Here is a 14,162-nt window from a genome sequence, read left to right as displayed (position 1 = left end):
TTAGGTAAAGATCTTTAGGAAAATCTTCCAAACGTAATATATAACTATGATTCTTAGAAAGAATATATTGGCTTTGCTCTGTATGCTTCTCTTTTTAATAGGAGGATGTGAAACTGAGATAGCTAAAGAAGAGGTTAAACCCGGGGCACAGCTCTCCCCTATATTGGATCAGATATCTGTAGATTCTATAGAAACAAATGTTCGTAAGCTTGCCTCTTTTCATACGCGGCATACTACCTCCGATACAGCAAGCGATTCAATAGGTATAGGAGCAGCTCGCCGGTGGATATACAAGAAGTTCAAGGAGTATCAGAAGGCCTCTGGAGGCAGATTAAAAGTAAAATATGACCGGTATATTGAAACCGAAAACCGCCGGATTGATGAGCCTACAGAAATTGTGAATGTGATCGCTAAATTGCCCGGAAAACAGCTCGAAAGTAAAGATCGCATGTATCTTGTTAGTGGGCATTATGATTCCAGGGTTTCAGACATCATGGATGATACCAGTTATGCCCCCGGAGCTAATGATGATGCTTCAGGTACAGCAGCTGTTATGGAGTTGGCTCGGGTAATGTCGAAATATGAGTTCGATGCTACTATTATATTTATGACAGTGGCAGGAGAAGAACAGGGATTGCTTGGTGCTAACCATTTTGCTGAAAAAGCAAAGAAAAGAAACCTGGATATTGCTGCAATGTTTACCAATGATATCATCGGGAATACCATTAAAAGTACCGATGGTTCTATTCACGATAACGAGGTGCGTATCTTTACCCAAGGGATACCCACAAATAAAAAGTTATCTGACTATCATCGCATGTTATTATATACAGGTGGAGAAAACGATACGCCCTCCCGGCAACTCGGTCGTTTTATTCATAGGGTAGCACAGAATATAGATGTCAAACTGGAACCCAATATCATTTATCGAAAAGATCGATATCTGAGGGGAGGGGACCATTCAGCCTTCCTGGATGAAGGTTATCCGGCCGTACGCATTAGTGAACCCCATGAGTACTATGAACGGCAACATCAGGATGTTCGGAAAGAAGACGGTATCCAATACGGGGATCTGCCCAAATTTGTTGATTATGGATATGTTACTAAAGTAACAAAACTTAATGCTGCTGCAATTGCAACGCTGGCAAATGCTCCAGAACGGCCAAAAGATGTGGGGATCGATGTCTCAAAACTAGAGAATAATACGACCCTGCGCTGGGAAGCAGGTAATGAACCGGACCTTAAGGGCTACGAAATTGTTTGGAGGCCTACACATGTCCCTCTATGGAAAGATAAAAAGTTTGTTGGGGATACTACGCAATTTACCATTCCGGGAGTTTCCAAAGATAATTATCTGTTTGGAGTTCGTGCTGTAGACAGAATGGGGTATAAAAGTCCTGCTGTTTACCCGTTGCCATATAGGGATTAGAGAGAAACCTCTTTGTCAATTTCAGCGGCTTGCAAAAACTGTTTAATCTTCTCTTGCTCAGCTTTAGTGAACAGGAGGGGGCGGCCGCTGAACTCGAAAAGAAAAAGCTCACGTTCGGTATCATTGAAGTTGACTTTGAATGCAACAGGTGTAGCTTTTACCAGTGTATATAAAGGATTATAACCCGGTTGGGCCGGTAATATTTGTTTAATTGTATCTATTTCAAACTGTTCTTCTTGAATGACAGTGCCTTTCTTTTGATAGCTTATTAGCAGCAGACCTTCTGTTTTCTCCAGGGTAACCCGCAGTGGACCATTCATCAGTTTTAGCAAACCCAATACCGCTAAAGCAAAGAATATAAAGGCTGTGAGCCGAACTATGCCGCTCCAAAATGGATCAGATATATTCCAGAAGGTGATGAAAAGAGTTAAGCAGAGTATGGCAGAGGTAAAGGTTCCAGCTTTCCAGAGATTGTGAGCATATTCTTTGACCGTGATCGGTGTTGCCATAGGGTGAGACAAAATAAATTTGTATGAGTATGAACTGGCCGGAGATTGTTGTATATAAAATACTGAAGCCAAAATAATAAATTATTTATTGATCATAAGGATTTGCAAATAAAATATTACCACCCTAGTTTGATCTAAATACTAACAAAGGAGAAGAACTGTATGGGAAAAAAGAAAAAACAAGAGCCCAAAGGAAAGCAGATGTCAGAGGGACAAGCGATTGCCGTTACAGTATTATTGATTGCCGTTGTCATTATTGCAGTTATTTTTGGGATACAATATCTGGTTGATGTTCTATTCCCAAATTGGTGATACGCATTTACTTAACTGATCCGGTGAGGGTATCTTTCCCCTTTCTTTATAATGATAAAGGGCATTCTAATTTGCAATATTAAAAATTTTTAATATAGTTTGTAACAAATGGATGTTGAAATACTCTTGTAAATGTTATAACAAATAGGTGTTGAAAGACTCTAGTTAATAGGTGGAGTTACTTCTACTCTTATAAATAACTGTACATTGGCAAACTAATAAAACATAATTATGAAAACGATTGCTTTTACAAACCAGAAGGGTGGGGTCGGAAAAACAACATCAACTATTAATGTGGGGGCCGGCTTATGTCGTGAAGGGAAAAAAGTATTACTCGTTGACTTGGATCCGCAGGCTAATTTAACCTATTCTTTGCGAAAGAGCTCTAATCGGTTAGAAACCAGTATCTATGACGTAATGAAGGGCAGGATAGAGCCGGAAGAAACCCTGATTAGCCATAATGGGTTTGATATTTTGCCATCATCGATCGATTTGTCTGGGGCAGAGATGGAATTTGCTAATGAACCGGCACGCGAAAATATCCTGAAAAATAAACTAGCGCCCTTCTATGACAAGTATGATTATATTTTAATCGATTGCCCGCCAAATTTAGGACTGCTTACACTCAATGCATTTACCGCAGTAAAGGAGGTTTTTATTGTATTGCAAGCAGAGTATTTGGCTTTGCACGGGCTCTCGAAATTGATGGAGGTTATTCAGGTTGTAAAAGAGCGTTTAAATCCCGATATCGAAATTTCGGGTATTATTTGTACGTTATTTGACGGGCGAAAGAACCTGAATAAAGAAGTTGTTGATCATATACAGGATTATTTTGGAGAAAAGGTGTTTGACACCTTAATTAGAGATAATGTTGCATTAGCAGAGGCCCCCAGTCATCATAAAACAATATTTGAGTACGACCCTAACAGCCATGGAGCAAAAGATTATGCGGCATTGTCAAGAGAGATAAGAAATGGACAGGTCTAGATTTTAATTAGGTTTGATAAATTATGGGTAATAAGAAAAGTCTGGGTAGCAGTCCTATTGGACTGGGAACTGGGAGTAGTTCTAAAATGGATTTTATCCCCGATTTGGGTGTGTCGGATGGCAAAAGCAAAGAAAAGGACGCCAAGAAGAAGCAGGCCCAATCTAACAATGGTATTCCGAGGCGGGAATCTGAGAGCCTCTCTCCACCTTCGCCAACAAAGAAAAAACCAAAGAAAAAGGTCGTAAGTTATAACCTTGAGGTTAGCGTTATTGAAAAGGTTAAAACTATGGCTGAAGAGCAAGAGATGTATTACTCGGGGCTCGTTAATAAAGCCTTGAAAAGTTGGCTCGCAGATTGATCTAAACTTTAGGTTTCCCTTCGAAATACAGCTGATATTTTTTTATCAATTTGTCGGATAAAAGCGTATCATCCCACCCTCAAAAAACGGTTTAATAAATACCTAATAGTTTCATAATTATATTGTGAGATTAATAGGTTATGTTAAAGGCTTTTGATATTTAATAGAAGGAATTATGCCTAAAAACAACGATTTTTCTAAGCAACTGGTAAACTCACAAAAATATGTGGTGCGTTTAGCAAAAACGACGGAAGATTTACATAATGCCCAATCGTTACGATATCAGGTTTTTAATGTTGAGTTAGAGGAGGGACTGGAACGGTCACACAAAACGGAATTAGATGTTGATAAGTACGATGAGCAGTGTGATCATTTGCTTGTGACTGAAAAAACGTCTGGGGCTGTTATTGGAACCTACCGAATGCAGACGTATAAAACGGCTATACAGCATAAAGGATTTTATACTGCCGATGAATATCATCTGGAAAATCTCCCGAGTGATATTATGAACAAATCAGTAGAAGTCGGTCGGGCCTGTATCCACAAAAACCACCGGAATGGACGGGTATTATATCTGCTTTGGCGTGGTATTGCTGAGTATATGAAGCTTACCGAAAGCAGATATCTTTTTGGGTGTTGTTCTATAACAAGCACTGATCCTGCTCAGGGATGGATTGTAATGGACTATCTGAAAAATAATGGATTAGTGCATCAAGAATTTACTACTGAGGTTAAAGAACGTTTTCGCTGCCCGAAAGTAGAATATGACGAAGAGGAATTGAGAGAGGTAGAGTTACCACAGCTTTTTAAACTATATATCGGTTTGGGAGCTAAAATACTTTCACCGCCAGCCCTGGATTCGGAGTTTAAAACAATAGATTACCTTATTTTGGTGGATATTATGAAGCTCGATGAACGATCAAAAGCACTGTTCCTCAAATAAGGTAATTATTTTTTATGATTCAGTCTATTCGAGCGCTACTACGGTTAGTCCTTTTTTTTATCGTCTCGTTGGCGACGGTTCTGTTGGTAGCTATAGGTAATGTATTGATAACGCTTGTTAGTGATAAGTGGGCTGTTAGATGGAAAAATATAGTTATTAAAAGTTGGGCTTGGATTACAGGAATTGTTGTTGGTTTAAAATTAACTGTAAAGGGAACCCCGCCCAAGCCTCCTTTTTTCTTGGTATCTAACCATTTGAGTTATATTGATGTAATTCCGTTGTGGAGGTACCTGGATGCTACCTTTGTAGCCAAAAGTGAAATACAGTCATGGCCATTTTTTGGATGGGCTACCAAGACGTTAGGAGTCCTTTTCATAAACCGCGAGCTGAAGCGTGATGTTAAAAGGATGAATGATAAGATTTCTGATGTAATATCGGCCAATCAAGGGGTAATAATTTTTCCGGAAGGCACCAGTACCAAAGGGGCAAAGGTGGAATCTTTCAATGCGCCGTTGTTACAGTATCCTGCTGTAACAAGAATGCCCGTTGATTACGCTACAATTACCTACGAATCCACAAACCCGGATAAACCGGCTCATTTAAATATATGTTGGTGGGGTGATATGGAGTTCTTTCCTCACTTTTGGGAACTCTTAAAATTGAAAAGTTTTAAAGCGACAATTACATTTGGTGAGCAATCGGTTAGCAGCAGCAATCGTAAAATACTTGCCGATGAACTGAAAAAAGAGGTTAATCGTAACTTTTCTCCTGTTATCTTCGAAGAAGATTAACGCAGTGAAATAGCCAAGAGCTAAATCTATATTGATTGATGGAAAAAACTTTTTGGGTCAAGCTTAAGGGATGGAAAAAATATACTCTTGGTTATATTGTATTATTAATGGCATCCCATCTCGTTATATGGTTGTTTAATCAACCATTGCCACCCGAACAGCCGACAGAGCAGGCTGTTACTGTTCAGGTGGTAAAGGGAGACAGCATTTCTGCAGAACGCAACATCGATATTTACTACCAAGACATATACACCGGTAATAAACAAGAGCCACCTACGCTATTACTATTGCCCGGGGGACCTGAAGGTCCAGAAGTTTTTGATAATCTTACCACGAAACTTTCTGATAAATATCGGCTTATCATTCCTCATTTGCCCGGTTATAACAATGGGAAAGATCATTTGCACTTGCCGAACTATTCTTTTAAAACATTGGCGGTATATACTAATCAGCTGCTTGAAAAGCTTGACCTGTCAAATATACATGTGCTGGGATACGGGCTAGGAGGTGCCAGTGCAATTTATTTGTCTCATGATTATCCCCGCAAGGTTGCTTCTTTAAGTCTTGTGTCATCTATTGGGGTACAGGAGCTGGAGCTGTTGGGCAGTTATCGGCTTAATCATGCCGTACATGGCATCCAACTGACAACGGTTTGGGTATTACACAACGCCATTCCCCACTTTGGTTTGTTAAATGCTATTGGCATTAATGTGTCATATGCGAGAAGTCACTACCAGTCAGATCAGCGCCCGCTTCGTGCGCACCTCAAGGCTTATAAGAAACCGATGCTGATTTTGCATGGAAAAAAAGATCCCTTAGTACCGATGGTTGCAGCAAAGGAACACCATCGCATTGTGCCACAAAGTGTACTAAAGCGTTATAATGCCGATCATGATCTGATTGAAACTAAAGCTGATTCTGTTAGCCTGGCAATAAAGGAGTTTGTTGATGATGTTGAAAACGGGAGAGCCACTATTGCAAGCAATGCTTCTGAAGAACGCATCCAAGAGGCTCAGAAGAAGTTCTCTAATATGGATTTTCAGAAGTTTAAAGGGGTATCGCTGCTTATCATCATGCTTATCATTGTATTGGCTACCTTCGTAAGTGAAGATCTCACTTGTATTGGGGCGGGGCTGCTGGCCGCACGAGGGCTGATAGGTTTTTGGCCGGCAACCATTGCTTGTTTTATAGGTATATTTCTCGGTGATATGGGACTATATTTTGTGGGAAGGTTTATGGGGAGGGCTGCTGTTCGCCGCGCTCCCTTTAAGTGGATGATATCTGAGCGGGATCTGGATAAAAGTGCCGATTGGTTTAAAGTCAGAGGTCCAGCCATTATTATTGCCAGCCGTTTTTTGCCGGGCAGTCGTTTGCCGACCTATTTTAGTGCGGGCGTTATTGGGGCTGGTTTTTGGATGTTTTCGGGTTACTTTTTACTGGCCGCCACTATATGGACCCCAATGCTTGTAGGTATTTCGAAGCTTCTGGGAAATGAGCTGATACGGTACTTTTCACTCTATCACAATTATGCAATATGGGTTTTATTAGGGACCATCTTTTTCCTGATAATGTTGGTTAAGGTAATTCTTCCGGCGTTCAGCTATAAAGGTCGTAGATTGTTAGTATCGCGATACCGCCGCTTGACACGCTGGGAGTATTGGTCGCCCTTTTTGCTGTATGCTCCTGTATTTTGTTATGTCTTGTACCTGGGGATCAAGCATCGCTGCCTAACACTGTTTACCGCTTCGAACCCCGCACTGCCTGATGGCGGTTTCGTGGGGGAGTCGAAGGTGGATATCTTAAATCAATTTTGTGATACCGATGTCGCCGCATATCAGTTGATAAATGGTGATGCAGACTTTTATGAAAAAGAGAGGCAGGCCAAATTATTTATGGAGGAGAACAGCTTATCTTTTCCAGTAGTATTAAAACCAGATGTGGGGGAACGGGGCAGGGGGGTAAAAGTAATTCGGAACGACCATGCTATGCAGATCTACCTGGATGAAGCTCAGGGCGATAAAATTATCCAGGAATATATTGCAGGGAAAGAGTTTGGTATCTTTTACTACAAAATACCTGGAGAACAAAGGGGAAATATCTATTCTCTCACCGTAAAAAAGTTGCCAAAGGTAACAGGCAACGGACAGAAAACGATTGAAGAGCTTATTTTGGAGGATGACCGGGCAGTAAGTATGGCGAAATATCATCTCCGCGAAAATGAAGATCATTTGTATGATGTGCCGGAACAGGGAGAAGAGGTCACCATTGTTGATCTGGGGACACATGCTCGGGGAGCTGTTTTTGAGGAGGGTAGCGACTTAATTACGGATAAATTGACAGAGGCTATGGAGCAAATTTGTAAACCGGTCTCGGGCTATTACTTTGGCCGTTTTGATATAAAAGCTCCATCCCAGGAAAAACTTAAAAATGGTGAGCAATTAACGGTACTGGAAGTGAACGGAGTATCCTCGGAGTCAACGAATATTTATGATCAGAGGTACTCATTTTGGGATGCCCAGCAAGTTTTAATGAAGCAGTGGAAGCTGGCATTTGAAATTGGTAAACAAAACTATCTAAATGGTGTTGATCCTACCCCCACATTTACGTTTTTAAATCGTGTATTTCATGCCATTAAAAAAGGGTGATTGCATCAGCTATAATACCTTTTAACGATTTAAAACAGCTATTCTGGTATCTTGATCATCGGCCGGCGGATCAGGAGCTCATAAGGTCCGATAAGGGTGGTACAAGCTGGCCGTGGATAACGTTGATTGCCAATACGAGATCCCGGATCAAGTCCGGGATGACAAGCGGTTATATTTTAGAGGGCTTTGCAAAACCTTTGATTTCGTCATTCTGAGCTTGTCGAAGAATCTTCAGTATCCATCTGCTGCCGTTGAAAGGGAGATCCTTGATTACATTCAGGATGACTGCCTGGTTTTGCAAAGGACCCTTTTATCAATTAGCCCAAAAATCTGACTTCGTTTGTAGAGAGGATTTTTCAGTGAGGCCGTATAAAGAGCTGTTTCGGCCCATCTGTCATTATCTTGTAAGAGTATCTTTTGATGAACCCTATATATACCAACAGACAAAAAACTGTGCTAACGTTTTGAAGGACAAGGCTGGGGAATCGTTTTTCAAAACTCCACTTGTGGTTCTAACAATGGTTGGAACATAAATTCCCAACTCTTGTCGGGCGACTGGGGTTGTCCTCCGACGAATTATATAAAGCATTCCGAAGGGAGCGAAGCGGAGTCGAAGAATCGCCGAGAATAAGTTCGTCTAGCCTCAAAAAAGAAGCCCTTACGTATTAACCAATCATTTTAGGAAGGTTGCCATCTCGTACCGTCAAACTATGGTACTGCTCCCCGTAGAACGGGGCACGGCACAATGACAGGCGTTTATTTTAAAACTTAAAAGCAGTGTCACTGCGAGGGATTCCGGCGATTTTTCGGAAGACCGCGGCAGTCTCCCCTAGATACTAAGCAGACCTTTTCAAGGAGATCTTGACACATGCTGAGATAAGGAGTTTCTCTCCCTACCTGTAGGAAGAGCCCAACGGTGGTGCACAAAAAAGATTAGAGGAAATCCCTCCTTGAGGAGGGTGGGCAATTCGTGGGCTTCGAATTGGTCGGGAGGTGTTGTCTTTTCGGCAATAGCTTTTTAGACGTTCTAAAGGATATCCTTAACGTATCAAGTAGCTATGTCAGCGAGATCGCCGCGTTTCGTTTCACTCCTCTCGCGAGGACAGACGTTGATAGAGCAAGATATTAGTCCTCTTTGTGGCTTTAACTGCGATAGGTTGTTGATAGAAACCGAAGGAGGTGCAGGAGTACCCTTTTCCCCACATAGCCGGGAGCCTCATAACCTCTAATACAGAAAGGGGAATCCATTTAATTTACAACTACTTGTCATCCTGAACTTGTTTCAGGATCTCCTTGAAAAGGTTCGCGTAGCAGCCAAAGAGCAAAAAAATCCCCTTCACAGGGTGGGAGGTACGAGGCGGGGTGGTCTATTGACTTACCAAGGATCGCTTCCCATAATGGCGCACCTTTGCAACGTGAGGGAGCATATTGTTTTGTAGAGGGCTTTGCAAAACCTTTGATTTCGTCATTCTGAGCTTGTCGAAGAATCTCCAGTATCCATCTGCTGCCGTTGAAAGGGAGATCCTTGATTACATTCAGGATGACTGCCTGGTTTTGCAAAGGTCCCTTGTAGCTAATAGGAGGTACCAGTAGATGTGTTGTCCATTTTATATCGACATCCGCCAAAAGTAGGACCAACAAAGCTGGAAAAACGAATAAAACTGCTGGGGGAATCGGATCCCTGCAGCTGTTGGGACCAGCCCCCGATTGAAAAAACATATCATTCCGAACTATCTACTGATCTCGGCGAAGTATCGCTTCTAAGATCTTGTAAAGCCAGTAGAGTTGATATGAGTTGATAGTAGATCAACGTTGATTAGCTACCACAAGACCCCAGTTTAGTTTGGGATGATAACCATTGAATACTATTGTTATACGGCTTAGCTAAAGTATTGGTCGAGCATTCCTTGCGCTTTTTCATGTCCCTCTTCTGCCGCTCTTTTTAAATCCTTTTTGGCTTGCTCCATCTCCTGTATAATCATATTACTGCATCCCCGGTTAAAGTACAGGTCTGCTTCCTGATCGTTAATATGTATTGCTTTGGTGTAATAGGTGATGGCATTTTCATGTTCATCCAGGGCATTGGCATATAACATACCCAATCCTTTGTGGGCCAGGTAATTTTGGGGATTTAAATCTATAGACTTTTTGAACTGGGCCAGGGCCATTTCAGGCTCAGCATTATTTTGATAGAAGCTGCCCAGCATCTGGTACAGCTGGTCATCTTCGGGCTTTTGGTCAATAGCAAAGAGCAGAAATTCTTCAGCTTCAGCAAAGTCATCGGCGCTCATTTTGATAAGTGCTTTATACCGAAGCGCTTTGGAATGAGCAGGTTCGCGATTTAGCACTTGGTTAACTAACCGAAGGGCTTTTTTATCATTTCCTTCATGAAGATTTACCTTTGCTCGCTCAAAAATTTTATCCGTTTTTTGGCCCATAAATGCTCTTAAAAGTCTAAGATTAATTTGAAATTAAAATAGGAAATATTACAGAGGCAGACAGATGTTAATCTTAATTCATTCTTTGGAGTGAGCGTTTTGACGAAACCGGTCTATTACTCGCATATTATTGATTGCGTCTTCAAGAGGCGTGGGCACTTCTGAATTGTTTAGAATTGCTTTGGCAAATGCCTCGGCCTGCAATGTATACTGGTTGGCCGGATCAAAAGAAATTTCAGTCTCTTTCTGACCTCTATATAGCGTTATTGTTGTTTCCTCGGTGGGTGGGGCATTAAAAGGGGTATGGATGACGATCCTTCCTTTGGTTCCAACGATATTTACCTGTTGGTGTGGTGCTGATTTAGTGCTGCAAGAAAAGGTCGCCGTACCTGAATCGAAGTCCAACACCCCCGACGCTAAATAATCAGTACCTGTTTTTGGATCTATTTTCCAGTGTCCCGAAACCTCTTTAGGTTCATCATCAAATAGAAAACGCGAGAGTGAAATGCAGTAGCATCCGATATCCATTAACCCGCCACCTCCCATATCCGGGTTATTTCGTATATCCTCGGGATCGTCATTATAGTATGAAAAGAACGATTCTATTGTTTGGGGATCACCAATTTCTCCATTTTCAACAATTGACTTCGTACGTTTCCACTGGGGATGGAAACGGTACATGAAGGCCTCCATGATTTTTAAGTCCGGATATAGTTGGCTCGCATATATCAAATTTTGAGCTTCACTGGCATTTAGTGAGATTGGCTTCTCACAGAGTACGTGCTTTTGTTGTTGTAATGCCTCAATAGATTTTGAGACGTGCAGATGGTTAGGGAGGGGATTGTATATGGCATCAACGCTTGAGTCGCTTAGCAGTTCATCATAAGAGCCATAGGAGATGGGAATGTCGAGCTTGTCTGCTGTTTTTTCGGCTTTTCCGGCAGATCGCGAACTGATAGCAGCTACCGTACAATTTTTTGCTTCTTGTAAAGCGGGAATCATTTTAGTCACTGCAATTTTAGCTGTGCTTAAAATTCCCCAACGTACAGATTCCATATATTCGTTATTTAATTAGCAGGTAAGGTTAAAGAGTTGTGCAGTTAACTAGTTTGAAAGTAAGTAGAGAGAAGCTATGCGAGCATTTTCTTTAATGTTACAGCCCACTGATGGGACCTGTAAATTCATTGTTATCGGTTCATCGTCAGGATTTGGTATTATTGAGGTACTTGAGGTTACCCCAGCTTGGTGAAGATGAGAATGCGGAACAACTATTGCTGTTGCATCTTCAATATCAGCTAACGTTTCATTCATGGTAGCTTGATAGGTTCCTTCTGACAGATGCCACCAGCCGTAATCGTCTCCGGAATTCTTTTGTAACTCGACTACTTCGGTTTCGGCCGATTTAAATTCACTGCCCCCAAAATCAAGTGCTCCTGCCATCGTAAAACGATGAATCTGGGTAACGGTTAAATCAAAATGGTAGTCGTGCAGTTGGGTTTCTTCGTGGATGATAGATTCAAGATGATCAGTAAGTTCGTTATCTCCTAAGAAGTTCATGGTCGTTCAATTTTATTCTCAATTACTATTCGTAAGGTAACCATTGAGCTAGATGATATTAATTTATTTTTTGGTGAGCTCATAACTTAAATACCTGTAGTTGATTTAGTGATCTCGGTGGCATATAGGTGCGTTCAAACTCACGTTTCCACCATCTGTGATCATTTTTAAACTCTTCGTGATTGGTAAACTCATATTTGAATAATCGAGCCCTAATATAGGTCGGAGGCCTTTTATCGAACGGATTATGAGCCAATAGTTTAGTAGTTAGTTGGTCGTTCTGTAGTAATTTAATAATTAGACGAATCAACCAGGGATTGCTTTTTAATGATGACATGGCTGCAAACCAGATCTGCCAGTCGAGTCGCAAATGGTAGGGGGCAAATTGAGAGGGCATTTTACGGGGGGCACCAGGTTTCCCTTTGAATTTATATTCCTTCCATTCGGTGTCATGAGTAATATTGGTTTCCGTTGTTCCTTCGATAATAATCTCGTACCGAGCTTTTGTAACAGTCCCAAAAGCACCATAGGTATTTACCAGGTGAAGAGGATTAAAACTTGCATTCATCCGTTGATGGGGAGATATCATGTTTTTAATGGGAGCAATGCTCATGTAAGCTACAATAATAGCCAGCCCGATAATGATAAGTTGAAAATAAGTGGGAGTAACTATGCTTTGGGGGATCTGAAGAGGGAAAAGGTATTGTAGGTATGAATCACTGATACCGCTAAAAGCCAGTATTAGCGTCATCCAGTTGAGCCATGCATAGTTGCCGCTCAAAATGAGATATCCTTGTGATAAAATGATCATACCGGCACCTATGGAAGCAAAGGGCTGGGGCAGAAAAAGCAACCATACTGCTCCAAGTTGAACAATGTGGTTAAACAACGTTTCTATTTTATGATAGGATTCGGGCAACAGATGGAAAAATCTGCTGAGCGGGTTTGGCATGGGTTGTGTTTCGTGGTGATAGTTAAGACAAGTGAGTTTTCTCCAACACTTGTCGCCCCGCATTTTGATAAGTCCGGCTCCGAACTCAACACGCAACAACAGCCAGCGGATCATCAGAATCATTAAAAAAGGGGTTTGATAATGTAGAGGACCCAAAAAGATGGCATAAAAACTGGCTTCCAGCAGCAGAGACTCCCATCCAAAACCATAAAAAAGTTGACCTACATTAACGATAGAGAGGTATAGCCCCCAAAGCAATAACCATACGCTCACAGATAGCCAGATGGGGCTACTATCAGAAATACCGGTAACGGCTAATAAAGATAGCCCCAGGCCTATCCAGGCAATAATTGCGAAGAAGGTATCTGAGTAATGCCAATGAAAAATACTTGGTGAACGTTTGAAGGAGATGCGTTCTATAAAAGAGGGGACCGGCAGTAAGCCGTTTTCACCCAGAAGGGGGCGAAACTGGTTAATGGCTACGACAAAGGCAATCACGTACATAAGCCCAATACCACGCTGTATGATGAGTCGGCTTAGCCAGTATTTGGATTGGTAGACCCCTTCTAACATAGGCTTTGGAAATGTTTTTCAGGCAATAAATACGCTAGTGAAAGATAAGAAAGAGGGCGCTGGGTAGAAAAGTTCAGACAAGATCATCCTGATGAAATAAACATAATGCTTTGGAGTTCAACCAGAAATCCCTACTTTTACTGAGCAATAATTTATACGCCTACATGGATCATTTTAGAACAAAATATCAACATCTGGTTACAAGCCTTTCAGTTACCTTGCTGATATTGTTAAGCTTCCATGCCATTAGTATTCATGGCGTGGTTGATAATCTGGTGTATTGTTTCGAAGAGAACGGAGAGGTGAATATTGAATCTGAGGTTGGTTCGTTATTTTCAATTCCTTCTGAAGATGTGATGCATGAAAAGCAATCTCATGACCATCAAACACCCACTTTAGAAGAAGCAGAAAAAGCTCATAACGACCTAGCCTTATCACTCGCTTGTTCCAAGGAGCAACAGATTACACAGTTCAACCAGGAACGCACGCTCAAATTTCTTAATGGTATTCTTTACAGCAAGGTTGAAAACCTCCCGCAATCACAGGTCTTTCAACTTGTTTCCTACACGTCTCCCTTAATTGAGGATTCGATAACAGCTTCGCTGAAAACGGTTGTTCGCATTCTCTACAACTAAGTAGTTCCAGTCCCTCCCTTTTTAACTCTTAT

At 41.4% G+C, this 14,162-nt stretch carries 15 protein-coding genes; 8 read left to right on the top strand and 7 right to left on the bottom strand.

From position 1 onward, the window contains the following. Positions 1–46: 46 nt before the first annotated feature. On the top strand, positions 47–1,429 hold the full coding sequence (locus G3569_RS06440; RefSeq protein WP_165267253.1) for a M28 family metallopeptidase: 1,383 nt from the start codon (positions 47–49) through the stop codon (positions 1,427–1,429). On the opposite strand, the gene G3569_RS06435 is transcribed toward G3569_RS06440, so the two are convergent. Then, positions 1,426–2,010 carry a hypothetical protein gene (locus G3569_RS06435; protein WP_205720058.1) on the bottom strand — a complete coding sequence of 195 codons (585 nt, stop codon included), beginning with the start codon at positions 2,008–2,010 and terminating at the stop codon, positions 1,426–1,428. The genes G3569_RS06440 and G3569_RS06435 overlap by 4 nt on opposite strands. 90 nt (positions 2,011–2,100) lie before the next feature. Between G3569_RS06435 and G3569_RS06430 the strand changes: the two genes are divergently transcribed. The 6 genes from G3569_RS06430 to G3569_RS06405 all read left to right on the top strand — a co-directional run bounded on the left by G3569_RS06430 (position 2,101) and on the right by G3569_RS06405 (position 7,975). Beyond that, positions 2,101–2,250 carry a hypothetical protein gene (locus G3569_RS06430; protein ID WP_165267248.1) on the top strand — a complete coding sequence of 50 codons (150 nt, stop codon included), beginning with the start codon at positions 2,101–2,103 and terminating at the stop codon, positions 2,248–2,250. A 231-nt stretch (positions 2,251–2,481) separates the two neighbouring features. Then, on the top strand, positions 2,482–3,237 hold the full coding sequence (locus G3569_RS06425) for a ParA family protein (protein WP_205720057.1): 756 nt from the start codon (positions 2,482–2,484) through the stop codon (positions 3,235–3,237). A 23-nt stretch (positions 3,238–3,260) separates the two neighbouring features. Beyond that, positions 3,261–3,596, top strand: coding sequence for a hypothetical protein (locus G3569_RS06420; protein ID WP_165267246.1), 336 nt, complete (start codon positions 3,261–3,263; stop codon positions 3,594–3,596). A gap of 175 nt (positions 3,597–3,771) precedes the next feature. Beyond that, the gene (locus tag G3569_RS06415; RefSeq protein ID WP_165267244.1) at positions 3,772–4,539 is read left to right on the top strand and encodes a GNAT family N-acetyltransferase; all 768 of its coding nucleotides are present in this window, start codon (positions 3,772–3,774) and stop codon (positions 4,537–4,539) included. Between the two features lie 14 nt (positions 4,540–4,553). Further along, the gene (locus tag G3569_RS06410; protein WP_165267242.1) at positions 4,554–5,330 is read left to right on the top strand and encodes a lysophospholipid acyltransferase family protein; all 777 of its coding nucleotides are present in this window, start codon (positions 4,554–4,556) and stop codon (positions 5,328–5,330) included. Positions 5,331–5,368: 38 nt separating this feature from the next. Beyond that, positions 5,369–7,975: an alpha/beta fold hydrolase gene (locus G3569_RS06405; protein WP_165267240.1), complete on the top strand. Its 2,607-nt coding sequence runs from the start codon at positions 5,369–5,371 to the stop codon at positions 7,973–7,975. A 169-nt stretch (positions 7,976–8,144) separates the two neighbouring features. Here G3569_RS06405 and G3569_RS18745 read toward each other — a convergent pair whose 3' ends face one another. The 6 genes from G3569_RS18745 to G3569_RS06380 form a co-directional block, all read right to left on the bottom strand. Further along, positions 8,145–8,276 (bottom strand): hypothetical protein, encoded by a 132-nt coding sequence (locus G3569_RS18745; protein ID WP_276611312.1) that lies wholly within the window; start codon positions 8,274–8,276, stop codon positions 8,145–8,147. Positions 8,277–9,241: 965 nt separating this feature from the next. After that, on the bottom strand, positions 9,242–9,535 hold the full coding sequence (locus tag G3569_RS06400; RefSeq protein ID WP_165267238.1) for a hypothetical protein: 294 nt from the start codon (positions 9,533–9,535) through the stop codon (positions 9,242–9,244). Between the two features lie 320 nt (positions 9,536–9,855). Further along, a complete protein-coding gene (locus G3569_RS06395) occupies positions 9,856–10,413 on the bottom strand; it encodes a tetratricopeptide repeat protein (protein WP_165267236.1) in 558 nt (185 codons plus the stop codon). 78 nt (positions 10,414–10,491) lie between these two features. Then, positions 10,492–11,469 (bottom strand): Gfo/Idh/MocA family protein, encoded by a 978-nt coding sequence (locus tag G3569_RS06390; protein ID WP_165267234.1) that lies wholly within the window; start codon positions 11,467–11,469, stop codon positions 10,492–10,494. Between the two features lie 48 nt (positions 11,470–11,517). Continuing rightward, positions 11,518–11,970 carry a dCTP deaminase/dUTPase family protein gene (locus G3569_RS06385; RefSeq protein ID WP_165267232.1) on the bottom strand — a complete coding sequence of 151 codons (453 nt, stop codon included), beginning with the start codon at positions 11,968–11,970 and terminating at the stop codon, positions 11,518–11,520. A gap of 79 nt (positions 11,971–12,049) precedes the next feature. Then, on the bottom strand, positions 12,050–13,495 hold the full coding sequence (locus G3569_RS06380) for a lipase maturation factor family protein (protein WP_165267230.1): 1,446 nt from the start codon (positions 13,493–13,495) through the stop codon (positions 12,050–12,052). A gap of 164 nt (positions 13,496–13,659) precedes the next feature. On the opposite strand from G3569_RS06380, the gene G3569_RS06375 reads away from it, so the two are divergent. Further along, positions 13,660–14,130, top strand: coding sequence for a hypothetical protein (locus G3569_RS06375; RefSeq protein ID WP_165267228.1), 471 nt, complete (start codon positions 13,660–13,662; stop codon positions 14,128–14,130). Positions 14,131–14,162 lie beyond the last annotated feature (32 nt).

Source organism: Fodinibius halophilus, from assembly GCF_011059105.1.
GTDB classification, from domain to species: Bacteria; Bacteroidota; Rhodothermia; order Balneolales; family Balneolaceae; genus Fodinibius; species Fodinibius halophilus.
The sequence above is the reverse complement of the archived record's forward strand: the minus strand, read 5'-3'. Positions and strand labels throughout refer to the sequence as shown.